Annotated in this window: 20 protein-coding genes and 1 pseudogene; 11 read left to right on the forward strand and 10 right to left on the reverse strand. The window is 68.5% G+C overall.

What is annotated here, in order from left to right; all coding sequences use genetic code 11:
* Window positions 1-156: 156 nt before the first annotated feature.
* The 3 genes from I8J32_RS13440 to I8J32_RS13450 all read left to right on the forward strand — a co-directional run bounded on the left by I8J32_RS13440 (window position 157) and on the right by I8J32_RS13450 (window position 4,534).
* Window positions 157-777: a TetR/AcrR family transcriptional regulator gene (locus I8J32_RS13440; RefSeq protein WP_200616462.1), complete on the forward strand. Its 621-nt coding sequence runs from the start codon at window positions 157-159 to the stop codon at window positions 775-777.
* Between the two features lie 73 nt (window positions 778-850).
* Window positions 851-3,226 (forward strand): 3-hydroxyacyl-CoA dehydrogenase/enoyl-CoA hydratase family protein, encoded by a 2,376-nt coding sequence (locus I8J32_RS13445; protein WP_200616463.1) that lies wholly within the window; start codon window positions 851-853, stop codon window positions 3,224-3,226.
* 99 nt (window positions 3,227-3,325) lie between these two features.
* Window positions 3,326-4,534 carry an acetyl-CoA C-acyltransferase gene (locus I8J32_RS13450; protein ID WP_200616465.1) on the forward strand — a complete coding sequence of 403 codons (1,209 nt, stop codon included), beginning with the start codon at window positions 3,326-3,328 and terminating at the stop codon, window positions 4,532-4,534.
* Between the two features lie 156 nt (window positions 4,535-4,690).
* On the opposite strand, the gene I8J32_RS13455 is transcribed toward I8J32_RS13450, so the two are convergent.
* Both I8J32_RS13455 and I8J32_RS13460 read right to left on the reverse strand, forming a co-directional pair.
* Window positions 4,691-8,491 (reverse strand): M48 family metallopeptidase, encoded by a 3,801-nt coding sequence (locus I8J32_RS13455; protein ID WP_200616466.1) that lies wholly within the window; start codon window positions 8,489-8,491, stop codon window positions 4,691-4,693.
* A gap of 124 nt (window positions 8,492-8,615) precedes the next feature.
* Window positions 8,616-9,908: an NAD(P)/FAD-dependent oxidoreductase gene (locus I8J32_RS13460; protein WP_200616468.1), complete on the reverse strand. Its 1,293-nt coding sequence runs from the start codon at window positions 9,906-9,908 to the stop codon at window positions 8,616-8,618.
* A 48-nt stretch (window positions 9,909-9,956) separates the two neighbouring features.
* Between I8J32_RS13460 and I8J32_RS13465 the strand changes: the two genes are divergently transcribed.
* The gene (locus I8J32_RS13465) at window positions 9,957-10,385 is read left to right on the forward strand and encodes a hypothetical protein (RefSeq protein ID WP_200616470.1); all 429 of its coding nucleotides are present in this window, start codon (window positions 9,957-9,959) and stop codon (window positions 10,383-10,385) included.
* Between the two features lie 33 nt (window positions 10,386-10,418).
* Here I8J32_RS13465 and galU read toward each other — a convergent pair whose 3' ends face one another.
* The 8 genes from galU to cmk form a co-directional block, all read right to left on the reverse strand.
* Entirely contained in the window at window positions 10,419-11,336 is a 918-nt protein-coding gene (galU, locus tag I8J32_RS13470) for a UTP--glucose-1-phosphate uridylyltransferase GalU (RefSeq protein ID WP_207526616.1), read from the reverse strand.
* Window positions 11,336-13,249 (reverse strand): polysaccharide biosynthesis protein, encoded by a 1,914-nt coding sequence (locus I8J32_RS13475; protein ID WP_245156334.1) that lies wholly within the window; start codon window positions 13,247-13,249, stop codon window positions 11,336-11,338. The genes galU and I8J32_RS13475 overlap by 1 nt, the downstream gene beginning before the upstream one ends.
* Window positions 13,246-14,247, reverse strand: a complete 1,002-nt coding sequence (locus I8J32_RS13480; protein ID WP_200616473.1) for an MraY family glycosyltransferase — start codon at window positions 14,245-14,247, stop codon at window positions 13,246-13,248. Before I8J32_RS13480 ends, I8J32_RS13475 begins: the two co-directional genes overlap by 4 nt.
* Before the next feature lie 4 nt (window positions 14,248-14,251).
* Window positions 14,252-15,427: a lipopolysaccharide assembly protein LapB gene (gene lapB, locus I8J32_RS13485; RefSeq protein WP_200616474.1), complete on the reverse strand. Its 1,176-nt coding sequence runs from the start codon at window positions 15,425-15,427 to the stop codon at window positions 14,252-14,254.
* A gap of 3 nt (window positions 15,428-15,430) precedes the next feature.
* On the reverse strand, window positions 15,431-15,688 hold the full coding sequence (locus I8J32_RS13490) for a lipopolysaccharide assembly protein LapA domain-containing protein (protein WP_200616476.1): 258 nt from the start codon (window positions 15,686-15,688) through the stop codon (window positions 15,431-15,433).
* A gap of 141 nt (window positions 15,689-15,829) precedes the next feature.
* Entirely contained in the window at window positions 15,830-16,132 is a 303-nt protein-coding gene (locus tag I8J32_RS13495; protein WP_245156335.1) for an integration host factor subunit beta, read from the reverse strand.
* Window positions 16,133-16,388: 256 nt separating this feature from the next.
* On the reverse strand, window positions 16,389-18,077 hold the full coding sequence (gene rpsA / locus I8J32_RS13500) for a 30S ribosomal protein S1 (RefSeq protein WP_200616478.1): 1,689 nt from the start codon (window positions 18,075-18,077) through the stop codon (window positions 16,389-16,391).
* Between the two features lie 171 nt (window positions 18,078-18,248).
* Complete coding sequence (gene cmk / locus I8J32_RS13505) at window positions 18,249-18,917, reverse strand: (d)CMP kinase (protein ID WP_200616479.1); 669 nt, start codon at window positions 18,915-18,917, stop codon at window positions 18,249-18,251.
* 184 nt (window positions 18,918-19,101) lie between these two features.
* Here cmk and ykgO point away from each other — a divergent pair, with 184 nt between their 5' ends.
* The 7 genes and pseudogenes from ykgO (at window position 19,102) to I8J32_RS13540 (ending at window position 24,058) form a co-directional block, all read left to right on the forward strand.
* The gene (gene ykgO, locus I8J32_RS13510) at window positions 19,102-19,227 is read left to right on the forward strand and encodes a type B 50S ribosomal protein L36 (RefSeq protein WP_010342887.1); all 126 of its coding nucleotides are present in this window, start codon (window positions 19,102-19,104) and stop codon (window positions 19,225-19,227) included.
* A 199-nt stretch (window positions 19,228-19,426) separates the two neighbouring features.
* Window positions 19,427-19,753, forward strand: coding sequence for a hypothetical protein (locus I8J32_RS13515; protein WP_200616480.1), 327 nt, complete (start codon window positions 19,427-19,429; stop codon window positions 19,751-19,753).
* 126 nt (window positions 19,754-19,879) lie between these two features.
* Window positions 19,880-20,911: pseudogene (locus I8J32_RS13520) on the forward strand (agmatine deiminase family protein).
* A 52-nt stretch (window positions 20,912-20,963) separates the two neighbouring features.
* The gene (locus I8J32_RS13525) at window positions 20,964-21,851 is read left to right on the forward strand and encodes a carbon-nitrogen hydrolase (RefSeq protein ID WP_200616482.1); all 888 of its coding nucleotides are present in this window, start codon (window positions 20,964-20,966) and stop codon (window positions 21,849-21,851) included.
* A 1-nt stretch (window position 21,852) separates the two neighbouring features.
* Complete coding sequence (locus tag I8J32_RS13530) at window positions 21,853-22,392, forward strand: GNAT family N-acetyltransferase (protein WP_200616483.1); 540 nt, start codon at window positions 21,853-21,855, stop codon at window positions 22,390-22,392.
* Between the two features lie 374 nt (window positions 22,393-22,766).
* A complete protein-coding gene (locus I8J32_RS17705; protein ID WP_245156540.1) occupies window positions 22,767-23,120 on the forward strand; it encodes a TetR family transcriptional regulator C-terminal domain-containing protein in 354 nt (117 codons plus the stop codon).
* Window positions 23,117-24,058, forward strand: coding sequence for an alpha/beta hydrolase (locus tag I8J32_RS13540; protein ID WP_200616485.1), 942 nt, complete (start codon window positions 23,117-23,119; stop codon window positions 24,056-24,058). The genes I8J32_RS17705 and I8J32_RS13540 overlap by 4 nt, the downstream gene beginning before the upstream one ends.
* Window positions 24,059-24,158 lie beyond the last annotated feature (100 nt).

Below are 24,158 nucleotides of genomic sequence, written 5' to 3' on the forward strand. Positions count from 1 at the left end.
CGCGTCGAATCGCGGGTTTAGCCGAAATGGCTGGGGCAAATTCTAACGGAAGTACGGTCCCCTTTGCACTTTCCAGACTGAACGGACGGGTTGACGTTCGGTGGCGTATGGTGCAAGTATCAAACGGATGTTTGAATCACCTGCCGAGCCCCGCCGATGACCGTGAGCCACCCGTTCTCCACCAAGGACCGCATCCTGGGCGCGGCGGAGGAACTGTTCGCCCAGTTCGGCTTCGCTGGCACCTCGCTGCGCCAGGTGACAAGCCGGGCGGACGTCAACATCGCGGCGGTCAACTACCACTTCGGCAGCAAGGAGAACCTGGTCAACGAGGTCTTCCGCCGCCGCATGGACGAGATGAGCGCGCAGCGCCTGGCCGCCCTGAAAGTGGCCGTCCGCGAGCATCCGGGCGAGCTCGAACCGATCCTCGCCGCCTTCGTCAGCCCTGCCCTGGCCATCGCGCAGGACCGCCACGGCGGCGCGTTCGCGCGCATGGTCGCGCGCGCCTTCGCCGAGAAGAACGACGCCCTGCGCCGCTTCCTGTCCGAGCATTACGGCCATGTCCTGCGCGAATTCGCCAAGGCGATCGCCGCCTGCCTGCCGCAGCTGAGCAAGGATTCGCTGTACTGGCGGCTGGACATCCTGGTCGGCGCGCTGACCTATGCCATGGCCGACTTCGGCCTGATCAAGCGCCCATCGGGCGTGACCGAGACCGCTCACCGCGACCGCGCGGCCCGCGAACTCATCGCCTTCGCCGCCGCGGGCTTCCGCAGCGCCTGAAGGCACGCCCCCGACTTCCCTCTCCGCCGGCGGAACGGCCGGCAATGTCTTGCCAACCAAGGACTTGCAGAACATGTCTAACAAACTACTTGTCCGGCGCGCCGCAGTGCTGGGCGCAGGCGTGATGGGTGCGCAGATCGCCGCCCACCTGACCAATGCCGGCGTCGACACCGTGTTGTTCGACCTGCCGGCCAAGGACGGCGACCCCAACGGCGTGGTCACCCGCGCCATCGCCAACCTGGCCAAGCTGAGCCCGGCGCCGTTCGCGGACAAGGCGCTCGCCGAGCGGATCACGCCGGCCAACTACGAGACCGGCCTGGAACTGCTGCGCGAATGCGACCTCATCATCGAGGCGATCGCCGAACGCATGGACTGGAAGCAGGACCTCTACCGCAGGATCGCCCCGTTCGTGCCTGCCCATGCGGTGCTGGCCAGCAACACCTCGGGCCTGGGCATCAACACCCTGGCGGACGTGCTGCCCGAGGAACTGCACGGGCGCTTCTGCGGCGTCCACTTCTTCAATCCGCCGCGCTACATGCACCTTGCCGAGCTCATCCCCGCCCGCACGACCGAAACGGCCGTGCTGGAAGGCCTGGAAAGCTTCCTGGTCACCACCCTGGGCAAGGGCGTGGTGTACGCCAAGGACACGCCGAACTTCATCGGCAACCGCATCGGCGTGTTCTCCATGCTCGCCGCGATGCACCACACCGAGCAGCTGGGGCTGGGCTTCGATACCGTCGACGCCCTCACCGGCCCGGCGATCGGGCGGCCGAAGTCGGCGACCTACCGCACCGCGGACGTGGTCGGCCTGGACACGATGGCCCACGTCATCAAGACCATGGCCGACACCCTGCCCGAGGACCCCTGGCACCCGTACTTCAAGGCGCCAAAGTGGCTCCAGGGCCTGGTGGACAAGGGCGCGCTGGGACAGAAGGCCGGTGCGGGCTTCTATACCAAGCGCGGCAAGGACATCCTCGTCCTCGACCTGCAGGCGCAGGACTACCGCCCCAGCGCGGGCGAACCCGATGCCGAAGTCGCCGCCCTGCTGAAGGAGCGCGATCCGGCCAGGAAGTTCGCCGCCCTGCGCGCCAGCGAGCATCCCCAGGCGAAGTTCCTATGGGCGTGCTTCCGCGACACCTTCCACTACAGCGCCTTCCATCTGGAATCGATCGCTGAAACCGCACGCGACGTCGACCTGGCCATCCGCTGGGGCTACGGCTGGTCGCTGGGCCCGTTCGAGACCTGGCAGGCCGCGGGCTGGAAGCAGGTGGCCGAATGGATCGCCGAAGACATCGTGTCCGGCCAGGCGATGAGCAATGCGCCGCTGCCCGATTGGGTCTTCGACGGCCGCGACGGCGTGCATGGCACCGCAGGCAGTTTCAGCCCGGCGCGCAACGCCATGGTGCCCCGCTCCTCGCACGCGGTGTACGGCCGCCAGCGTTTCCCCGATGCGCTGATCGGTGAGAAGGCCTCCCAGGGCCGCACGGTGTACGAGAACGATGGCGTGCGGATGTGGGCCGATGAAGGCGACGACATCGCGGTCGTCAGCTTCAAGACCAAGCTGCACACGGTGAACGACGCCGTGCTGCAGGGCCTGCAACAGGCCATCGACATCGCCGAGCGCGACTTCCGCGGCCTGGTCATCTGGCAGCCGAAGGAGCCCTTCTCCGCCGGTGCCGACCTGCAGGGCGCGCTGGGCCTGCTGCAGGCGGGCAACGTGGCCGGTTTCGAGGCCATGGTCGCCGACTTCCAGAAGACCAGCCAGCGCATCAAGTACGCCCAAGTGCCGGTCGTGGCCGCGGTGCGTGGCCTGGCGCTGGGTGGCGGGTGCGAGTTCCAGATGCACGCAGCGCGCACCGTGTTCGCCCTGGAAAGCTACGTGGGCCTGGTCGAGGCCGGCGTCGGCCTGCTGCCTGCCGGTGGCGGCCTGAAGGAATTCGCCGTGCGCGCATCTGACGCCGCCGGCCCTGGCGGCGACGTGTTCGCCCAGCTGCGCACCGCCTTCGAGAGCGTGGCGATGGGCAAGGTATCGACCTCCGCGATGGAGGCGCGCGCCTTGAAGCTGGCGCGCGAGACCGACCTGGTCGTGTTCAACACCTTCGAGCTGCTGCACGTCGCGCGCCAGCAGGCCCGCGCGCTGGCCGAGTCCGGTTACCGCCCGCCCCTGCCCGCCCGCCGCATCCAGGTGGCCGGCAATGTCGGCATCGCGACCTTCAAGATGATGCTGGTCAACATGCTCGAAGGCCGCTTCATCTCGCCGCACGATTTCGAGATAGCCACCCGCATCGCCACGGTGGTCTGCGGCGGTGACGTGGACCGCGGCACGCTGGTCGACGAGGAGTGGCTGATCCGCCTGGAACGCGAGCATTTCGTCGCCCTGGCGCAGATGCCCAAGACGCAGGAACGCATCATGCACATGCTCAAGACAGGCAAGCCCTTGCGGAACTGAGCCCGGCCCAGCGCCGTTCGCATTGAACAGGGCCCGCGGGCGAAGCCGCGATCTCCGCTTCGCTCCCTGTCCCCCGTACCCGCTTTTCGAGACGCCAACATGACCAAGCAGATCCAGGACGCCTACATCGTCGCCGCCACCCGCACCCCAGTGGGCAAGGCGCCGCGCGGCGCGTTCCGCAACACCCGTCCCGACGACATGCTCGCGCACGTGCTGCGCAGCGTCGTCGCCCAGGCGCCAGGCATCGACCTGGCCCGCATCGATGACGCGATCATCGGCTGCGCCATGCCCGAGGGCGAGCAGGGCATGAACGTGGCGCGCATCGGCGTGCTGCTGGCCGGCCTGCCGCATTCGGTCGCCGCGCAGACCATCAACCGCTTCTGCTCCTCGGGCCTGCAGTCGGTGGCGCTGGCCGCCGACCAGATCCGCCTGGGCAATGCCGACCTGATGCTCGCCGGCGGCACCGAGTCGATGTCGATGGTGCCGATGATGGGCAACAAGGTGGCGCTCAGCCCGAGCGTCTTCGCCAACAACGAGAATGTCGCCATCGCCTACGGCATGGGCATCACGGCCGAGAAGGTCGCCGAGGAATGGAAGGTGTCGCGCGAGGACCAGGACGCGTTCGCGCTCGCTTCGCACCAGAAGGCGATCGCCGCCATCCAGGCCGGCGAATTCGCGGCGGAGATCTCACCCTTCGAGGTCATCGCCCGCCTGCCCGACCCGGCCGGCAATACCGTCCGCCTGAAGAAATCGCTGGTCGAGATCGATGAGGGCCCGCGTCCGGACACCTCGCTGGAGGGCCTTTCCAAGCTCAGGCCGGTGTTCCGCAACGGCCAGTTCGGCGGCACGGTGACGGCCGGCAACAGCTCGCAGATGTCCGACGGCGCGGCCGCGGTGCTGCTGGCCTCCGAGCAGGCGATCAAGGACTACGGCCTCACCCCGCTCGCCCGGCTGGTGAGCTTCTCGGTGGCGGGCGTGCGCCCGGACGTGATGGGCATCGGCCCGATCGCGGCCATTCCCAAGGCGCTCAAGCAGGCCGGCCTCACCCGCGACCAGCTGGACTGGATCGAGCTCAACGAGGCCTTCGCCGCGCAGGCGCTGGCGGTGATCCGCGACTGCGAGCTCGACCCGTCCAAGGTCAATCCGCTGGGCGGCGCCATCGCGCTGGGCCATCCGCTCGGCGCGACCGGTGCGGTGCGCACCGCGACGATCGTGCACGGCCTGCGTCGCCGGCAGCAGAAGTACGGCATGGTGACGATGTGCATCGGCACCGGCATGGGTGCAGCGGGGATCTTCGAGGCGTTGTAAGCCGGGCAGCGCGATCGGTCGGGCGGACCGGCGGATCTGATCGCGTGGTCAGAACCGCAAGCTGATGGATCGATCCCGCCAGAAATGAAAAAGGCCGACCCCTTGGGGCCGGCCTTTTTTCATGTCACCTGTCGCCCGGGCCAGCGCCCGCAAGCGTCACCCCAGATACGGCCGCTCCATCACGAACAGCAGACGCCGCGCAGCCTCGCGCCATTGCGCCGGGCAACGCTGGCCCCGCAGGACCGCGGCCATGGCGTAGGCCGTGCCGCGCGCCCGCGGACTCACGTCGCCCAGGGCCTGCTCCGCGGCCTGTTCGCCTCCGCCGGAGCGGACCTGGTCGAAGAAGCGCAGGACGGCGCCGGCATCTTCGTCCTCACTGGCGGCAAGCCTGGCGCGCAGCGCCGAGGTGTCGGCGCCTTCGCGGGCGGCCACGGCGAGCGCAAGGAACGCGACCGACTCGCTGGCGTCCTGGCCCGGCGGCGTGCGCACTGAGCGCGCGACCACGTCGTCCGGAGCGCCATCGGACGCCGCAACCAGGTGGACGACGTCCTCCTCGACTTCGCTGTCCGCCGACTGCTTCAGGCCCGTGACCAGGTCGCCCTTGGCCAGCGATGCGTACGCGGCGTACGGCGTGTCCTCGCCCGTGCCCGCTTCCAGCAGGAGCATCTGCCGGAGCATGGAGGACACCTGGGCGAGGTCCGCCACCGCCGTGTCGCTGCCCTGGGCCATGCGACGCACGCGGGCCAGGTCGAGCCCGATCCATTCACCCGCCGCAGGCAGGCGCTGGGTGGCGCCGGTCCACAACGTGCTCGCCTGGTCCCACTGCTGGCGCTCGGCCGCAACGTAGCCGGCCGCGAGTTGCAGCCAGCCGTTGTCCGGCCATCGGGTGTGGGCCGCCAGGAAGGCCGCATCCTGCTGCGCGCCGTCGGGCATGCAGCGGATGGCCAGGTACTGCAGGTCGGCGTTGTCGGCATTGCGCTCCGCCATCGCCCGCTGGTCGGCGCACACGCGTTCGTGCGCCGCGCCCTTGCTCGCATCCTGCTGCATGCGCAGGGTCAGCACTTCGCCGGGATGGCGCTCGAGGCGCTGCGCGAGGAGCGCGTCGAACCCGGGCAGCGGCTGGGCGCGCCACATCCACAGTGCGAGCGAGCGCGAATCGCTCGGATCCCAGCGCAGGTGGGCCTGGGCAACCCGGGCCTGTTCCTCGGGAGCGTTGACGGTGGACATCACCGCGTTGGGATCGGCCAGCGCGCTGAGAACCGAGCGCGTCCCGCCGTTGCGCCCGGTCTGGATCTGCTGCGGCGGATCGACGAAGAGGTATTCCGCGTCGGTCTGGGACCAGCGCGGCACGCCGAGCATGCGTTCCGAACGTCCGCCGGCGCTGCCATAGCTGGCGGTCCATTCCACCAGCGATGCCGCGCTGGCGACGTTGTAGACGTAATGCGCGGCGCCGTCGGTCGTGGCGGTGAACGTCTCGACCACGGCGCCGTCAACGGTCGCGGTGCGGACGTCATGGTCGCCGTCGCCGTCCAGCGACAGCGAGGCATGCTGCTGCGCCGCCACGTCGATCGTGCTGCCGTCCACCGCGATCTGCACCGGCACGTCCAGTCCGTTGAAGATCACCAGCTCGCTCTTTCCGAACGCGCTGCCGGCGAACACCACAGCCCCGACGACGCCGCCCGCCGCCACCACGCGGGCGAGCGTCGGCCCGACCCCTTCGGCGGTCTGGAACCGGTCCCACCAACCCAGCCGGTTCTGCAGCTTGCGCTCCATGCCCGGACGCAGGCGCGGGAATTCGGTGGGGACCTTCAGCGCGGCGGGCGCGGGCCCGACCGAAGCCGAATGACTCACTGCCGCGGCCACTTCGTCCTCCGCCTCGAGCAGGGTTTCGAGCGCGGCGCGACGCAGGGCCGACAGCGCCGAGGTCGTGGCGTTGACCCAGCCGTCGACGACGCCCAGCCACTGGCCGATGTTGTCCTGGTTCGGAGCCGAGAGCGAAAACGCCCCCAGTGCATCGGACCACGTCGTGCCCAGCCTTGTCGCGGTGCGCTCGTCCAGGGTCAGCTGCGGGCTGTTGCGGTACAACGGCGACAAGGCGCGATGGACCTCGTTGGCGGCGTTCACCAGCCGGCGCAGTTCGTTGCTGCTGACGTTGCGATCGGCCGTGACCACCGTGTAGGTGTTGATCAGCAAGCCATGCGCGTCGCGCAGATTGGCCTCGCTGTGCTCGGCGTAATGCAGCACCGCCGCCAGGCTGCGTAGATAGGCCTCCCACTCCCCGCCCAGGCGGCCGGCCGCGAGCACGTGCAGGTGCCGGCATTGGCGGTCGTGCTCGAGCACCTGCTGCTTGAGCGCAGCGGCGTCGCGCTTGATCTGTTCGAGCACGCGGGGCACCTCCCGCCGCGAGACGTCGGCGCCACGCCAGTGCACGACGCCCCCCGATGGCGTGAGGTAGCCGTCCTGGACGGCCTGCAGCGTGCTGCGCGCCTGTTCGAGCTCGCGCAGCTGCTCCAGGCGGTCGCCATGCTCGGCCGGATAGAGCGCGGCGATCTGGGAATGCAGGTCGGTCACCACGCCCGGGGCGGCGTAGACCTCGTCCAGGTGCTCATGCTCGCGGAACGGCATGCGTCCCAGGTAGGTGCCGCGATAGCGCTGGTGCAGCGAGCGACGGGAGAACTCCTCGTCGAGTCGCGCCAGCGAGTCCTCGATGGCGACGGCCGGCGGGAGCTCGCCCGTGAACAGCTGGCGCGAGATCCGCGCCTTCAGGGCATCGGCATCGCGCAGCAGCACCAGCGCCGGGCGCGTGTCGATCGAGGCGGCGATGTACCGGCGCTTGACGTTCTCCTCGCGATCGGCGTTGGCCGGATGCGTCGACCACATCTGCGGCGGCCTTGCGAGCTCCTTGCCGAACACGCGGTGCTGTTCCGGCTGGGCTCCCGCGGGCGCGGGCGACTGGCCCAGGCTCGCGTCGGCAAAGATCACCCGCAGGTGGTCGAGGACGCGGGTCTGGATGGCGAACACGTCCTTCACCGGACGCTGGGCTCCCGCCTCGGCGGCGGCGAACCCCACCGCGCGATCCCATGCATCATCGGCGCCGCCCAGGCGGTGCAGCGAATGCACGAGCGCATCGCTGCCGGTGAGCGACGCGGCCACCAGGTCTGCCTGGTACTCCATTTCGCGCGAGAGCGCGCGCTGGGCCAGCACGACCACCCGGAACAGCAGCTCCACCAGCGAACGGATCGACCACACCACGATCTGCAGCAGCCAGCCGATCCACGCCACGCGGAAGTCGACGCGCGACAGCGTCTGCAGCAGCGTATCCAGGGCGTCTCGCCGCGAGATGATGTGCGCGGCCACCTGCTGGGCGATGTAGACCCAGCGGCCGACCGCCATCGTGCGCTGGGCGAAATGCCCGAACTCGTGCGCCAGCACGGCCTTGAACTCGCCCAGGTTGAGCACGTTCATCAGGCCCAGGCCGATTTCCAGGTTCTTCCGCGACGGCAGGATCAGGTTGACTACGGAAAGGTCGTAGAACACCGCCGCATTGACGCGCGGCGACAGGTAGACCCGATGCGGGCGCGGCGCGCCGGCGTCGTCCGCCAGCCGGTGCAGGAAGGCGAACAGTTCGGGCTGCTCGCCGGGCGTCAGTTCCAAGTCGTCGGAAGACGCCTTGCGCCGCTGCACGAACACCAGCGCCTTCAGCATGAAGATCGCCAGGAAGGCCGCGCAGAGGCCGCCCACAATGCGGAACAGGACGTTGTCGTCGGCCCCCTGCGTGGCCAGTCCCTGGAACATCCGCCAGGCCGTGGACGCAAACCAGGCCAGCAATCCGAAATAGCCCGCGATGAACGCCATCAGGCCCGTCATGGCCAGCCAGGCGTGGCGGCGGTAACTGGCCGACGGTTCGGTCAGGCGCTCTGGTACCGCCGAAGGTCCGGCGGGGTAGATCGATTCCATCTGCTTCCCCTGTCAAGCAAATCAAACGGCGCGAACGCCAGATACGGAACGAGGAGCGCGCGGCTCCTCGTTGCGGCTTCGCTCCCCAGCGAAGTCATCCGAATCCTAGCACCGCCTTTTTCCGCTAGGAATGCCCTTCCCGCGCGGCTTTCCAGGCGTCGCGCGCCTCCGCCCACCAGTAGCTCAGCTGCGCGCCGAGGAAACCGGCGGGCTTGAGCGCGGACACGAGGCCAAAGTCGGCAAACTCGCGCCAGCGGGTGTCGCCCTGCGCGATCGCCGAGGCCAGCACTTCGCCGGCGAACGTGGTCGGGGCGACCCCGTGCCCGCCGAAGGCCTGCGCCAGCCACAAGCCGTCGTCGATCCGGCCGATCTGCGGCATCTGGTGGCGCGCATAGCTCATCAGGCCCGACCACGCATAGTCGACCGCGATGCCGTCCAGCTGCGGGAACACCTTCAGCAGGTCGCCGTAGAGCAGGCGTTCGACCGCGCGTGGCGAGCGGTCGAGGATGGAGATCCGCCCGCCCCACAGCAGCCGGGTGTCGGGCAGCGGACGGTAGTAGTCGAACGCGAAGCGGGTGTCGTAGACGGCCGCCTGCGTCGTCATCGCCTCGCCCAGGCGCGCACCCAGCGGCTGGGTCACCATCACATAGGTAGCGATGGGCAGCACGCCCGCGTCCACACGCGCGTGCAGTCGCGCCAGGTAGCCGCCGCAGGCGAGCACCACGTGTGCCGCGTCGATTTCGCCTTCCGGCGTGCGCACCCGCCAGCCCGCGCCGACGCGTTCCAGCGCGATGGCCGGGCTGGCTTCATGCACCGTGACGCCCCGCGCCTGCGCGGCGGCCGCGATGCCGCGGGCATATTTCAGCGGATGGAAATGGAAGGCCTGCGCTTCGAACAGGCCGTCGTGATAGCGCGTGGTGCGGAGCCGTTCGCGCAACGAATCCTGCGGCAACCATTGCCAGTGCTCGTCGTAGTGCTGGGCCAGCAGTCGCTGGCGATCGAGCAGGACCTGCTGGTCGCGGAACCAGTTGGCCCAGATGATGCCCGAGTCGCTGACGTCGCAGTCGATCGCATATTCGTCGACGCGACGACGGATCAGGCGCACGGCGTCGGTCGTCCCGCGGTACAGCGGCACCGCGCGCTCGGGGCCCAGCTCACGCAGCAGCGCTTCTTCTCCGCGCGAGAAGCCACCGAAGACGAAGCCCCCGTTGCGGCCCGAGGCGCCGTGTCCGACCGCTTCGGACTCCAGCACCGCCACTTCGCGCATGCCTCGCTCGGCCAGGCCCAGGGCGGTATTCAGCCCGGCGAAACCTCCGCCAATGATGCAGACCTGGGCCTCCCGCCGCCCCCGCAGGGGTGGTGCAGGCGGCACTTCCGGGACGGTTGCGCGGTAATAGCTGACGGGAGGTATGGACATGCCGCGGGGCCGAAGGGTTTGATGTGGGGCGCTCCGGGGAGAAACGCCGTGGAAGTCCATCACGCAGACAAAGCCTATCGCACGCGCAGCCTGTGGTTGCTGGCTGCGGTCATGATCATGTGCGGCGTGCTGCTGTGGCAGTTGCAGCACTGGCTGGATTCGCTGGGAAGCCAGCTGGATGGTCGCGACCCGCAGTCGGTGCGGTACTGGGTGCGGATGCTGCTTTCCGGATTGGGCGTGGCCATGGCGGTGCCGGCCATCGGCCTTTCAGTGAACCTGCGCCGCCTGGCGCGGGCGGCGATGAGCGAGGAACGCTTCCCGCCGGCCGACCTCAAGACGCTGCGCGATGTGCGCGTGCTGCGCGGCCCCGCGGCACGCGCCTGGGCGAGCCGCGTGCGCATGGCCAGCGGGGCGGCCCTGGCCCTGGCCGGGCTGCTGCTCGGATGGGCCGCGTGGGCGTGGTGGTACTTCCGGTAAGTCGCCCCGGCCACGCGGTTCCTGCGTGCGCCCCTACTCCAGGTCCTCGACGCCCAGTTCGTCCAATGCGCTCTGCATCATCTTGCGCGCTGAATCACTGAGTGCTTCATGGTCGAGCGCGAAGCGGATGGTGGCTTCCACCAGGCCGATGTGCGTACCGCAGTCGAAACGCGTGCCGCGGAAACGGTAGGCGTTGACCGTCTCGCGGGTGAGCAGCGCGGCGATGGCATCGGTCAGCTGGATCTCGCCGCCGGCACCGGGCGCGGTGGATTCCAGCAACTCGAAGATGCGCGGGCTCAACACGTAGCGCCCGACCACGGCCAGGGTGCTGGGCGCGACCTCGGGCTTGGGCTTTTCCACGATCGCGGTGATCCGACCCTGGCGTTCACTGAAGGATTCGGTGGCGACGATGCCGTAGCTGCTGGTCTGTTCGCGCGGGACGTCCTGGACGGCCACGACACTGGCCCCTGAGGCCTGCGCCAGGTCGGCCATCTGCTTGAGCGCGCCCGGGCCGCGGTTCCAGATCAGATCGTCCGGCAGCAGCACGGCGAAGGGCTGGTCGCCGACGATCGGCTTGGCGCACAGGACCGCATGCCCCAGGCCCAGCGCCTCGGCCTGGGTGACGAACACGGCTCGCACGTGGGGCGGCAGCACGTTGCGGATCAGGTCCAGCTGTTCGGTCTTGCCGGCGCGCTCGAGCTTCTGTTCGAGCTCGTAGGCCTTGTCGAAGTAGTCGGCCACCGCATGCTTGTAGCGGTTGGTGACGAAGACCAGGGTCTCGCAGCCGGCTTCCACCGCCTCGTCCACCGCGTACTGGATCAGCGGCCGGTCGATGATCGGCAGCATTTCCTTGGGGACGGTCTTGGTGGCGGGGAGGAAGCGGGTGCCGAGGCCGGCGACGGGAAAGACGGCCGTACGGATGCGGCCGTGTGGTTTGGAACCAGCGGACATCAAACCTTCCTGATGTTACGGGTGGGGAATGCCACCACTGTAGCGGCTTCACGCGGCGGCGCATGCACGCCGACGGGTTCGAATTCGGGCACCGCGGCACGCAGCAGCGATGCCAGCGCCTCGTTGTCGAATCGCGAGGCCGCCTCGCGCAGCTGCCCGACCGAGCTCTCGATGTTGAGCGCCGAGACCTGGCGCGGTTCGGCCTGCAGGATCTTGGGGTGGGCCGTGGGGCGGTAGCGCTCGTCGGCATGGAAGAGCGTTTCGTGCAGCTTCTCGCCGGGACGCAGCCCGGTGAAGACGATGGCGATGTCGCGGCCGGGCTGCTTGCCGGCCAGGCGGATCATCTGCTCGGCCAGCAGGCGGATCGGCACCGGCTCGCCCATGTCGAGGGTGTAGATGGCTTCGTGGGTCCCGATCGCCGAGGCCTGCAGGATCAGCTGACAGGCTTCGGGGATCGTCATGAAGAAGCGCGTGACCTCGGGGTCGGTCACCGTCACCGGACCGCCGGTACGGATCTGCTCGCGGAACAGCGGCACCACGCTGCCGGCCGAGTCGAGCACGTTGCCGAAACGCACGGTGACGAACCGGGTCGAGCGGTGGTCGGCCAGCGACTGGCAGGACATTTCCGCCAGCCGCTTGGTGGCGCCCAGCACATTGACGGGATCGACCGCCTTGTCGGTCGAGATCAGCACGAACGTGCCCACGCCGTGCTCACGGCAGGCCCGCGCGACCGTGTCGGTCGCCAGCACGTTGTTGCGGATGGCGGCACGCAGCTGGGACTCCAGCAGCGGCACCTGCTTGTAGGCCGCGGCGTGGAAGACGGCGTCGGGTTCGGCCAGGCGCAGGGCGTGGTTGATCACCGCCGGGTCGCCGCAATCGCCCAGGATCGGGGTGTATTCCAGGTCGGGGAAGTCCCGCCGCAACAGGGCTTCGATCGTGGTGAGGGCGATCTCGTCGGTCTCCACCAGCGCGATGTGCCGGGCACCATGGCGGGCGCACTGACGGCACAGCTCCGAACCGATCGAACCGCCGGCGCCCGTCACCAGCACGGTGCGCGCGCCCAGCCAGCCACGGATCGACTTCCAGTCCGGCAGCACCGGCTTGCGCCCGAGCAGGTCCTCGATCGCGACTTCCTTCAGTTCACCCGGCAGCGAACGCCCTTCCAGGACGTCCTGCAGTCGGGGGACCATGCGGAAGGGCAGCCCGGTGCGCTCGCAGGCCGCCAGCACGCGCTGCATCTGGCTGGCATCAGCCGAAGGCATGGCGATGACCAGCAGCTTGGCCGCCGTCTCACGGGCGATCTCCGCCACTTCCTGGACCTTGCCGAGCACGGGCACGCCCTGCACCTTGCTGCCGCGGAGCACGCCGGCGTCGTCCAGGAATCCCACCGGATGGTAGGTCCCCACGCGACGCAGGTCGCGCACCAGGGCCTCGCCCGCGCGCCCGGCGCCCAGGATCAGGGTCCGGACGTTCGAGGACCGGTCGCGGTTTTCCAGCCTGCTGTCCTTCCAGGCGCGATAGGCCAGGCGGGGTGCGCCCAGCAACGCCATGAGCAGCATCGGATACAGCACGAGCACGGTCCGGGGGACCATGTCGAGCCGGTTATAGAGGAATAGCGCCAGTCCGATCGCGAACAGACCGAGCAGACAGGCCTTGGAGATGTTCCACAGGTCGGGAACGCTGGCGAAGCGCCAGAGGCCGCGATACAGGCCGATCTGCCAGAACACCAGTCCCTGCGCCGCCAGGACCAGGGCGACCTCCGTCGACCACAGCGGCAGTTCCGGCGGGTTGGCGACGATGCCCCAGCGCAGCCGGTGAAGCCCCTGCCACACCACCCAGACCATCAGCAGGTCATGGGTGACCACTGCCTGCCGCGGCAAGGTGTTCTTCCACCGCTCAAGCCAGGAACTCATTCCCTGTCCTTTTCCAGATTGGTGCCCAGCGTAGCCTGTCGCCCCGGCCCTCGATACTGCAGCCAGCCCCAGGCGGCCGTAGCCACCATGACCCACCCAAGGACCAAGGCTCCCCTCCCCGTCCCGTTCGTCGCAAGGCCCACTGCCAGCAGGCAGGCGACCGCGGTCCAGCCTGCGTAAGCCAATGTCACGATAGTGTGAGTACCGGCGGCTGCGGCCCAGCGCTGGTAGGCGTGCTGGGTATGCGGGGTCCACCAGCGTTCACGACGCGCCATCCGCCGAATCAGCGTCAGGGAGGCGTCGACCAGGAAGGCCGACAGCGGCAACAGCAGCAGCCATCCGTTTGCGGGCGCCGCTGCCAAAGCGGCTGTCACCAGGGTCGCCAGGACGAAGCCCAGCGAGCCACTGCCGACGTCGCCGAGGAAGATCCTGGCGCGTGGAAAATTGAAGGGAAGGAAGCCCAGGCAGGCTGCGCACAGCGCCAGCCCGAGCAACGCCCAGGCCCCACCGGCCATGGCGCCCAGCGCCCATGCGGCCAGGGCGGCCTGCGAAGCGGCCAGGCCATTGATGCCATCCATGAAGTTCCAGACGTTGGTGAGCACCATCACAGCCACGAACGCAAGAACCGCGATCCGCAGGTCGCCCCAAGTCCCGGCGGCGCCAACGGCCAGGATGCTGGCCGCGATGGCCTGCACGCCCAGCCGCAGCCAGGGCGAGAGTGGACGATGGTCATCGATCAGGCCCACGCCGGCGACCAGCATCAGGCCGATGACGAAAGCCGTCAGCAGCACGATGTGCTGCGGCTGGCGCCAGGCCAGCGCGGCCGCGGCCACCATCAGCGCCACCACGATCGCAGCGCCGCCGCCCCGGGGAGTAGGCACCGCGTGGCTGCGGCGTTCGCCGGGTTGGTCGATCAGTTCGCGATGGAGCGCGTAGCGTCGCGCCAGCCACGTGCCGGCGGCCGCGATGATGAAGTGCAGCAACCACCAGAGCACCATGCAGTCAGACCACTGCGTAGTTCAGTAGCGGCTTGACCGTTCCCCATTCCTTGCAGCTCGGGCACTGCCAGTGGTGGCTGCGTGCGCCGAACCCGCAACGGGTGCAGCGATAGCTGGGGTTGCGGACCAGCAGCTGGTCGGTGATGTGCTTGAGATCGTGCAGGGTCGCCAGCGGGTCGGCGCCCTCGGCGATCGTCAGGTCGATCAGCGCCGCTTCGCCGCGAACCGAAGGCCGGTCCTTCAGCTGGCGGGCCAGGTAGGCGCGGGCTGCCGGAACGCCTTCGTCGGCCTCCACCATCCGGGTCAGCGCGAGCACCGGCGAAATGCCGCGGTAGTGCTCGCACATCTCGGCCAGGAAGGCACGGGCGCCGGGGCCGTCGCCGGCGTGCTCGTAGCACGGCAGCAGCAGCGGAAGGATCTCGGGCAGGTAGTCGGGATCGTTGCGGGCGACGCGTTCGAAGGCCCGGATGGCGCCGGCCTCGTTGCCGGCGTCCAGTTCGATGCGCCCCTCGATCACGCCCGCGCGCACGGAGTTGGCATCGGCCTCGTAGGCGCGGGCGACGGCTTCGCGTGCGGAGTCGACTTCGCCCGCCGCGCGCTGGCGCTCGGCCAGTTCGCATTCGAACTGGGCGATGAGCTTGCCCATGGGTTCACCGGTGGCGGCCTCGAAGCGGCGCGCGTTCTCGATCGCCTTGTCCCAGTCGCGCTCGGACTGGTAGATGCCGATCAGGTGCCGCAGCGCCATCGGCGCCATGTCGAGGGCCACCAGGTCGCTGAAGACGGTCTCGGCGCGATCGAGCAGGCCCGAGCGCATGTAGTCCTCGCCCAGCGCCAGCAGGGCCTGGACCTTCTGCGAATCGCTCAACCCCGGACGCTGCACGAGCGCCTGGTGCAGCCGGATCGCGCGATCGACCTCGCCCCGGCGCCGGAACAGGTGCCCCAGGGCCACCTGGGTTTCGAAGGTGTCCTTGTCGAGCTCGGCGATGTGCAGGAACAGCTCGATGGCCTTGTCCGGCTGCTCGTTGAGCAGGTAGTTCAGGCCACGGAAATAAGTGGTGGACAGCTTGCTGACCTGGCTGTCGCTGTGGCGCTCGCCACCGCGGCGGCCGATCACCCAGCCGCTGACCGCTGCTATTGGAAGCAGCAGGAAGAACCAGAACCATTCGTTGATGAAGGCCATCGATCAGAGCCCGTGGTTAGCCGGTGGCTGCACGCGCTGCAGGCGCGCCAGTTGCCGTCGCAGGGGAAGAACCACGCTTGCGGCAATCGCCGTGCCGCCCAGGATCACACCGACCAGCAGCGCGACGAGCAAGGCGACGCCCAGTGAGGTGGTGAGATGGATGGCGCCGAAGTCGATCGCGATTTCCTGCCGGTTGAGCGCGCCCACGATGGCGCCGAGCGCGATGAAGGCGAAGGCGACCAGCAGGCGGATCACGCGCATCACGGCCTCCCGTTGGCCTTGCTTCGTCTCGCGTAGCTTAACGGACGCGTCAGATTGATGCGACGCATCATCAGGGCGGAAGACCACACGGCCTCGCCCCAGGAGCTGGAAAGCAGTGATCCGCCGCAAGCCGCGGCAGGGTTACTCGACTTCCTCGACCGGCGTGACGGCACTCACCCGTTCACGCAACTCCTTGCCGGGCTTGAAATGCGGTACGTGCTTGCCGGGCAGAGCGACCGACTCACCCGTCTTGGGGTTACGGCCCAGCCGTGGTGGACGGTAGTGCAGGGAAAAGCTGCCGAAGCCGCGGATCTCGATCCGCTCGCCCCCCGACAGCGCGCCCCCCATCATTTCCAGCAGCGCCTTGACCGCAAGATCCACGTCATCGCCCTTCAGGTGGGCCTGACGCTGGGAAAGGATCTCGATCAACTCGGATTTGGTCATGGGTGTGCGCTGTACTTCCATAGCGTGGGCGCGGGCCCACAGTTTCTGCTTGCAATCCGCCTGTGACTGCTGGCGCCGGCACTGCTGGCGCCACGCCCCGAGCGGAGCACCGTCGCCAGATGCACGGATGCGCACGAGACGGCGATTCCTGCGGTGTTGCCAGGAGCCGCCAAGCGGTTCCCGACAACGGTATTCCTACAAACGGAAGGCGACCCGGAATCCGGGCCGCCTTCGCGCCTGCTTGCAACTGGGGCGATTACTCGCCCTTGTTGCCCAGCTGCTCGCGCAGCAGCGCGCCCAGCTTCGTGGTGCCGCTGGAGGCTTCCGCCGCGGCGCGGTTGTAGTCCGCCAGGGCTTCGGCCTGCTCAGCCTGGTCCTTGGCCTTGATCGACAGCTGCATGCTGCGACCCTTGCGGTCGGTACCGACGATCTTGGCTTCGATCTCTTCGCCGACCTTCAACACCTTGCTGGCATCGTCCACGCGGTCGTGGGAGATGTCGCGCGCGGCGATGTAGCCTTCGATGCCGCCGTCGAGTTCCACGGTGGCGCCCTTGGCGTCGACTTCCTTCACGATGCCCTTGACGATGGAACCCTTGGCGTTGGTCGCCACGTAGGTGCCCATCGGATCCTGTTCCAGCTGCTTGACGCCCAGCGAGATGCGCTCACGCTCCGGATCGACTGCCAGCACGACGGCTTCCAGCGTGTCGCCCTTCTTGTAGTTGCGCACGACGTCTTCGCCGGTGGTGTTCCAGCTGATGTCGGACAGGTGGACCAGGCCGTCGATGCCGCCGTCCAGGCCGATGAAGATGCCGAAGTCGGTGATCGACTTGATCTGGCCGGACACCTTGTCGTTCTTCTTGTGGATGGCCGCGAAGGTCTCCCACGGGTTGCTGCTGACCTGCTTCATGCCCAGCGAGATGCGGCGACGCTCCTCGTCCACGTCCAGGACCATGACCTGAACCTCGTCGCCGACCTGCACGATCTTGGACGGGTTGACGTTCTTGTTGGTCCAGTCCATTTCCGAGACGTGCACCAGGCCTTCCACGCCCGGCTCGATCTCGACGAACGCGCCGTAATCGGTGACGTTGGAGACCTTGCCGAACACGCGGGTGTTGGACGGGTAGCGGCGGGCGATGTTGTCCCACGGATCCTCGCCCAGCTGCTTCAGGCCCAGGCTGACGCGGTTGCGCTCGCGGTCGTACTTGAGCACGCGGACGTCCAGCTCGGCGCCGACTTCCACGACTTCGGACGGATGGCGCACGCGCTTCCAGGCCATGTCGGTGATGTGCAGCAGGCCGTCGATGCCGCCCAGGTCGACGAACGCACCGTAATCGGTGAGGTTCTTGACGACACCCTTGAGGATGGCGCCTTCGACCAGCTTCTCGAGCAGCTGCTCGCGCTCTTCCGAATGCTCGCTCTCGACCACCGCGCGGCGGGAGACGACGATGTTGTTGCGCTTGCGGTCAAGCTTGATGAGCTTGAACTCGAGTTCCTTGCCTTCGAGGTAGGACGAGTCGCGCACCGGGCGCACGTCGACCAGGGAACCGGGCAGGAAGCCGCGGACGTCCTTGATGTCGACGGTGAAGCCGCCCTTGACCTTGCCGCTGATGCGGCCGGTGATGGTGGCGTTGGCCTGCAGGGCCTCTTCCAGCTCGTCCCACACCATCGAACGCTTGGCCTTCTCGCGCGACAGCACGGTCTCGCCGAAGCCGTTCTCGAGGGAGTCCAGGGCAACCTTGACTTCGTCGCCCACGCCGACGTCGATTTCGCCGGCGTCGTTCCGGAACTGTTCGATGGGCACGATGCCCTCGGACTTGAGGCCGGCATTGATCACCACCACGTCGCCACGAACCTCGACGACGGTACCGATGACGATGGAGCCCGGCTTCAGCTTGGCCAGGTTGGTCTGGCTCTGTTCAAACAGCTCGGCAAATGATTCGGTCATTGAAAAATACTCTGTTGGACACACGGGTCGCGGCGGAAAAACGCGGACTGACGTCCACGGGGACCGGCGACCCACCCGTTGTGCGGCACGGACGAGCCATGCCAGTTGGTGGACCCGCCGCGCAAGTGCGACGGGAATGGTTTTTGGTGCAGCCTGCCGCGGAAAAAGCGCTCAGGGCGCCGGCATCAACGCCAGCACCTGTTCGACGACCGTTTCGATCCCCAGTCCCGTGGTGTCGATGCGGACGGCGTCATCGGCCGGTCGCAGCGGCGCCACAGCTCGCTGGGCGTCACGGGCATCGCGGGCCAGAATCTCCCGCAGCAGACCGCTCAATGTAACGCGAACCCCTTTTTCCATCAACTGCTTATGGCGTCTTTCGGCCCTTTCCTCCGCACTGGCGGTGAGGAAGACCTTATGGGCGGCGTCCGGGAAGATGACCGTACCCATGTCCCGGCCGTCGGCGACCAGGCCCGGGGACTGGCGGAACTGGCGCTGCCGGTCCTTGAGGGCGGCCCGGACCTCCGGGATGGCGGCGATGGCGGAGGCCGCGGCCCCGGCCGTCTCGGTCCGCAGCTCATCGGTGGCGTCCACCCCGTTGACCACGACCCGCAGCTCGGGTTCGTCCTCGCGGAACTCGATCCGGGTGTCGAAGGCACAACGCACCAGGGCGGCGTGGTCATCCAAGTCCAGGCCCTCCCAGCCGGCCGCCAGGCCGACCGCGCGGTAGAGGGCGCCTGAATCGAGGTAATGCCAGCCCAGGCGCTGGGCCACGAGGCGGCTGATGGTGCCCTTGCCGGAACCGGAGGGCCCGTCGATCGTCAGTACGGGAATATCGTTCATCCCCGTATTATGACGACTTGGCCCCGTCCGGCCCCCAGCCGGCAGGTCCCGCCCAAGCCCGGAGGGCTGGCCGGATTCTTACCCCGTCGCGCAACCGCTTGATCCGACGACAAAATGTCGGCTAGAATCGCGGGCTGACTTTTGCCCCACCCCTCTTTTTCCCAATTTCCGTCCGAGGTTTGTCATGAAGGTCCTGTCCTCTCTGAAGTCGGCGAAGGCCCGTCACCGCGACTGCAAGGTCGTCCGCCGTCGTGGCAAGGTCTTCGTGATCTGCAAGTCGAACCCGCGTTTCAAGGCTCGCCAGCGCTGATCCGTCGCTGACCGCGCGACCGATCCACCGGCTTGGCCGGTATCGGGCGAGTGGAATGAAAGGCCGCCGCGAGGCGGCCTTTTCGCGTTTGCGGCCCCTTGAAGGGCCCGACAAGGTGCGCAAACCGTGACGGCCTCTTGCTGCCGTCGGGTGCATGCTTGTGCGTACAATCCCACGTCCACTGGGGAGTGCCACTGCCATGAAAGCCTTTATCGCCGTCCCGATGTTCGCCCTGCTGGCCTTCGCCGGCGCCGCTTCCGCGGACACGCTGCTGATCGAGCGCGTGCAGGAAGAAAACAAGGCCGCCATGCCGGCCCGCGGCCAGACCATGGCCCAGGTCGAATCGCGCTTCGGCGCGCCGGCCGAGCGCATGGATCCCCGTGGCGGCCAGAAGCGCCAGTGGCCGACGATCAACCGCTGGGTCTATCCCGCCTTCACCGTGTACTTCGAAAAGAGCAAGGTGATCGACGTGGTGGCCAACAAGGCCGACGCCGAAGAGATCGGCCCGAAGCCGCCGATCAAGTAAATTGAGGGGCCTCGCCCCTCACCCAGGCCGCCCGACCGGGCGGCCGATCAGACAAGGCGGGCCGCATGGCCCGCTTTTCGTTTCCGGCCCCCGTCCCCGACGCCCCTGCCTGCGAAAACCTGCCCGATGACCCCTACCCCCCGCTTTCCCGCCGAATGGGAACCCCAGTCCGCCGTCCTCATCGCCTGGCCGCATGCCCAGACCGACTGGGCCGATCGGCTCGGCGAGGTCGAGGAAACCTATATCGCCCTGGTGGCGGCGCTGACCCGGTTCGAGTCCGTCCTGATCTGCGTCTCCGACGACGATCTGCAGACCTACGCCGAGGCGCGCCTGCGCTCGGCCCGGATCGACCTGTCCCGGGTGCGCTTCATCCCGGTCGAATACGACGACACCTGGCTGCGCGATTCCGGCCCGATCACGCTGCGCGAGGGCGACGGCTTCCGGCTGCTGGATTTCCGGTTCACCGGGTGGGGCGGCAAGTTCGAGGCCAGCCGCGACGACCAGTTGATCCAGCACCTCGCGGAAACTGGAATCTTCCTGAAGAGTAATCGCCAACCAGTTGATTTTGCACTGGAAGGTGGCGCAATCGAGACCGACGGCGCGGGCACGCTGCTGAGCACCTGGCAGTGCCTGCACGAGCGGCACCCGGAGCGGAGCCGGGACGAGATCACCGGCAAACTGGCGCAGTGGCTGCAGCAGGACCGGGTGCTCTGGCTCGACCACGGTTACCTCGAGGGCGACGACACCGACGCGCACATCGATACCCTCGCCCGCTTTGCCGCGCCGGACGCGATCGTGTTCCAGGCCTGCGACGACCCGGCCGATTCGCATTACGCCGAACTCCACGCCATGGGCGAGGAGATCGCCGCCCTGCGCACGGTCGAGGGCCGACCGTACCGGCTGTTTCCGCTGCCCTAGGCGCGCCCGATCGTGGACGAGGGTCGGCGCCTCGCCGCCAGCTACGCCAACTTCCTCATCGTCAATGGCGCCGTGCTGATGCCGGCCTACGGCGACGAGGCCGATGCCCGCGCGCAGGAGGTACTGGCACAGGCCTTCCCGGACCGCGAAATCGTGGCCATTCCCTGCCGCCCGCTGATCTGGCAGAACGGCAGTCTGCACTGCCTGACGATGCAGTTGCCGCTGGGCGTGGTTGCCTGAGCCTCACCCCAGCGCGTCCTACAATGACGCGGGAATACCGAAGCGAGCGCACATGAAGAAGACCACCCTGCCCGTCGCCCTCATCCAGGAACGCAACCACGGCGACGCCGATGCCAACCTCGAGGTGATCGAAGCCCGCGTCGCCGAAGCGGCCAGGCGCGGCGCACGGCTGGTGCTGCTGCAGGAACTGCACAACGGCCCGTACTTCTGCCAGCACGAATCGGTCGGCGAGTTCGACCTTGCCGAGCCGATCCCCGGCCCGAGCACCCAGCGGCTGGGACCGCTGGCCAGGCAGCATGGCGTGGTGCTGGTGTCCTCGCTGTTCGAGAAGCGCGCGACCGGCCTGTACCACAACACCGCCGTGGTCTTCGACAAGGACGGCTCGACCGCGGGCAAGTACCGCAAGATGCACATCCCCGACGACCCGGGCTTCTACGAGAAGTTCTACTTCACGCCGGGCGACCTGGGCTTCGAGCCCATCGACACGTCGGTCGGCCGTCTCGGCGTGATGGTCTGCTGGGACCAGTGGTACCCCGAGGGCGCGCGGATGATGGCGCTGGCCGGCGCGGAACTGCTGCTCTATCCCACCGCCATCGGCTGGGATCCCGACGACGAGCAGGCCGAGAAGGACCGCCAGCGCAATGCCTGGATCCTCAGCCATCGTGGCCACTCGGTGGCCAACGGCCTGCCGGTCCTGTCGTGCAACCGCGTGGGCCATGAAGCCTCGCCTCTGGGCACCTCCGGCATCCAGTTCTGGGGATCGAGCCACGTCCTGGGCCCCCAGGGCGAATTCCTGGCCGAGGCCAACCAGAACGAACCGGAAATCCTGATGTGCGAGGTCGACATGGAACGCAGCGAGCACGTCCGCCGCATCTGGCCGTTCCTGCGCGACCGCCGCATCGACGCGTATGGCGATCTGCTCAAGCGGTACCGCGACTGACATGTCCGACACTGCGGCGGCCAGGCCGAGCCTGCGCGCGGCGACCGCGGCCGACCTGGCGGCGATCACGGCGCTGTATGCCGAGGAAGTCCGCACGGGCCTGGCGACGTACGAGTACGCGCCCCCGGACGAACCGGAAATGGCCAAGCGCTGGCAGGCGATCGTCTCGCAGGGCTATCCGTTCCTGGTGGCCCACCTGGATGAGCGCCTTGCCGGCTACGCCTACGCGAGCGCCTATCGCACGCGCGAGGGGTATCGCTGGACGGTTGAGGACACCGTCTACGTGCATCCGGCGCTGGCCGGACGAGGCGTCGGCCGCTCCCTGCTTCAGCGTCTGATCGATGACTGCACCACGCTGGGCTACCGGCAGATGGTCGCGGTCATCGGCGACCGCTCCAACGCTGCCTCGATCGCGCTGCACACCCGGCTCGGGTTTGCCACGGTGGGCACCTTCAGGGGGCTGGGCCGCAAACACGGCCAATGGCTGGATACGGTGCAGATGCAGCGTCCGCTGGGTTTTGGCGACAGCTGCGCGCCCTGACCGCCGAACCGACGAGCCTCGCCAGCCCTGAGACGCCGCTTTGCCGGTGCTGACGAGCGGTCGCCTAGAAACGAACGATCGTGCTATTGTTCGCCGCATGAACGCTCTCACCGCCACGTCCAAGGGTGCCGCCACGCGGGACGCCATCATCGAGCGGGCCTACGAGATCGCCCGGTTCTCCGGCGTCGAGGGCCTGTCGATCGGGCCGCTGGCCCAGGCGGTGGGCATGTCCAAGAGCGGCGTCTTCGCCCATTTCGGATCCCGCGAGGACCTGCAGATGGCGGTGATCGAATCGGCCGCCACGCGCTTCGGCGAAGCGGTCCTGATGCCGGCACTGTCGCAGCCTCGCGGCCTGCCCCCGCCTGCGCGCCGTCATGCACCACTGGTTCGAGTGGGTCCGCGGCAATTCCGGCGGTTGCGTGTTGCTGGGTTCGGTCACCGAGTACGACGACCGCCCCGGCCCCATCCGCGACCAGGTGCTGCGCAACGAGCAGCGCTGGCGCACAGAGCTTCGCCGCACCATCCAGCTGGCCATCGACTGCGGCCACCTGCGCGAGGGCGACACCGACCAGTACGCCTTCGAGCTCTACGCGATCCCGCTCGCGGTGCACCACGAATCCGGCCTGTTCGGCTACGACCTGGCCCGTCGTCATGGCGACAGCGCGGTCGAGCGCTGGATCGCCAACTACTCCCCCCACTGCCTGATCCGCCCCCGAGGTATGCCATGAACGCCATCGTTCGCCGTCCCGGCACGACCAGCATTAGCACGATCGTTCGTAATGTCATCGCCCTGTATGCGGTGCGACTGGAATTCCTGCTCGCCGGTCCCCTCGCCCCCGAGGCCATGGCACGGAAGGCGGGCGAGCTGTTCACCCGCCCCTTCCGCTCGTCCCGCAGCCGCGCGCTGGCCGCCCCCACCTGCGGGGCCGCGGAGTTCGACCTCGACATCGATGGCCTGCCCATCCACACCTATGTCTGGGGTGATCCGCACCGCCAGCCCTACGTGCTGTTCGCGCACGGCTGGTCGAGCCATGGCACGCGCGCGGCGCCGTGGCTGCGTCCGCTGCAGGACGCCGGCTACGCGGTGGTGGCGTTCGACCAGGCGGCGCACGGACGCAGCGGCGGCAGCCACACCACCCTGCCCGATTTCACCTGCCACCTGCTGTCGGTCGCGCGCCACTTCGGTCCGGCCGCCGCCGTGATCGGCCATTCGCTGGGCGGCGCCGCCGCCGCGCTGGCGCTCGCGCGCGGGCTGCGCGCCGAGCGGGCGATCCTGATCGCGCCGGCGGCCGATCCGCTGGCCGCGGTGGAACGCTTCTCGCGCTTCGTCTGGCTGGCCGGCTGGCTGGGTCGCCGGATGTTCGCGCGTTTCGAACAGGCCATGCGTTTCGACGCGACCGAGCTGCAGGCGCACGTCAACGCCCCGGCGATCGGCCGCCCCGCGTTGATCGTGCATGACGTGGAGGACCGCGAAGTGCCGTGGTCCGAGGGCGAGCGGTGGGCGCGCTTCTGGCCCGACTCCCGGCTCCTGAGCACGCGCGGCCTGGGCCACAACCGCATCGCCGACGATGCCGGCGTGATCGGGGCGGCGCTGCGCTTCCTGCGTGGAGAGGTGGTGGGCGACCGGGTCGTTTCCAGCCCGAACCTGCCCTACGGATTCGCCTGAGTCCCGGCACGGAACTTCCCGGGAGCTCGCGGCAGCCGTCGCCTGCGGGCCTGCGCGCCGTCGGTTTGCCCGTGGCGGCGCGCACGCTCTATCCTGCCCG

The sequence above is a fragment of the Lysobacter solisilvae genome (assembly GCF_016613535.2).
Lineage (GTDB): Bacteria > Pseudomonadota > Gammaproteobacteria > Xanthomonadales > Xanthomonadaceae > Agrilutibacter > Agrilutibacter solisilvae.

Coding starts and splice junctions, on each gene's coding strand:
- I8J32_RS13540 (WP_200616485.1), top strand. CDS start 23,117: ATGAACGCCATCGTTCGCCGTCCCGGCACGACCAGCATTAGCACGATC.
- I8J32_RS13455 (WP_200616466.1), bottom strand. CDS start 8,491: ATGGAATCGATCTACCCCGCCGGACCTTCGGCGGTACCAGAGCGCCTG.
- lapB (WP_200616474.1), bottom strand. CDS start 15,427: ATGGCCTTCATCAACGAATGGTTCTGGTTCTTCCTGCTGCTTCCAATA.
- I8J32_RS13475 (WP_245156334.1), bottom strand. CDS start 13,249: ATGAGTTCCTGGCTTGAGCGGTGGAAGAACACCTTGCCGCGGCAGGCA.
- I8J32_RS17705 (WP_245156540.1), top strand. CDS start 22,767: ATGCACCACTGGTTCGAGTGGGTCCGCGGCAATTCCGGCGGTTGCGTG.
- I8J32_RS13450 (WP_200616465.1), top strand. CDS start 3,326: ATGACCAAGCAGATCCAGGACGCCTACATCGTCGCCGCCACCCGCACC.
- I8J32_RS13460 (WP_200616468.1), bottom strand. CDS start 9,908: ATGTCCATACCTCCCGTCAGCTATTACCGCGCAACCGTCCCGGAAGTG.
- I8J32_RS13440 (WP_200616462.1), top strand. CDS start 157: ATGACCGTGAGCCACCCGTTCTCCACCAAGGACCGCATCCTGGGCGCG.
- I8J32_RS13530 (WP_200616483.1), top strand. CDS start 21,853: ATGTCCGACACTGCGGCGGCCAGGCCGAGCCTGCGCGCGGCGACCGCG.
- galU (WP_207526616.1), bottom strand. CDS start 11,336: ATGTCCGCTGGTTCCAAACCACACGGCCGCATCCGTACGGCCGTCTTT.
- cmk (WP_200616479.1), bottom strand. CDS start 18,917: ATGAACGATATTCCCGTACTGACGATCGACGGGCCCTCCGGTTCCGGC.
- I8J32_RS13490 (WP_200616476.1), bottom strand. CDS start 15,688: ATGCGCGTGATCCGCCTGCTGGTCGCCTTCGCCTTCATCGCGCTCGGC.
- I8J32_RS13480 (WP_200616473.1), bottom strand. CDS start 14,247: ATGGTGCTCTGGTGGTTGCTGCACTTCATCATCGCGGCCGCCGGCACG.
- I8J32_RS13515 (WP_200616480.1), top strand. CDS start 19,427: ATGAAAGCCTTTATCGCCGTCCCGATGTTCGCCCTGCTGGCCTTCGCC.
- rpsA (WP_200616478.1), bottom strand. CDS start 18,077: ATGACCGAATCATTTGCCGAGCTGTTTGAACAGAGCCAGACCAACCTG.
- I8J32_RS13525 (WP_200616482.1), top strand. CDS start 20,964: ATGAAGAAGACCACCCTGCCCGTCGCCCTCATCCAGGAACGCAACCAC.
- ykgO (WP_010342887.1), top strand. CDS start 19,102: ATGAAGGTCCTGTCCTCTCTGAAGTCGGCGAAGGCCCGTCACCGCGAC.
- I8J32_RS13445 (WP_200616463.1), top strand. CDS start 851: ATGTCTAACAAACTACTTGTCCGGCGCGCCGCAGTGCTGGGCGCAGGC.
- I8J32_RS13495 (WP_245156335.1), bottom strand. CDS start 16,132: ATGACCAAATCCGAGTTGATCGAGATCCTTTCCCAGCGTCAGGCCCAC.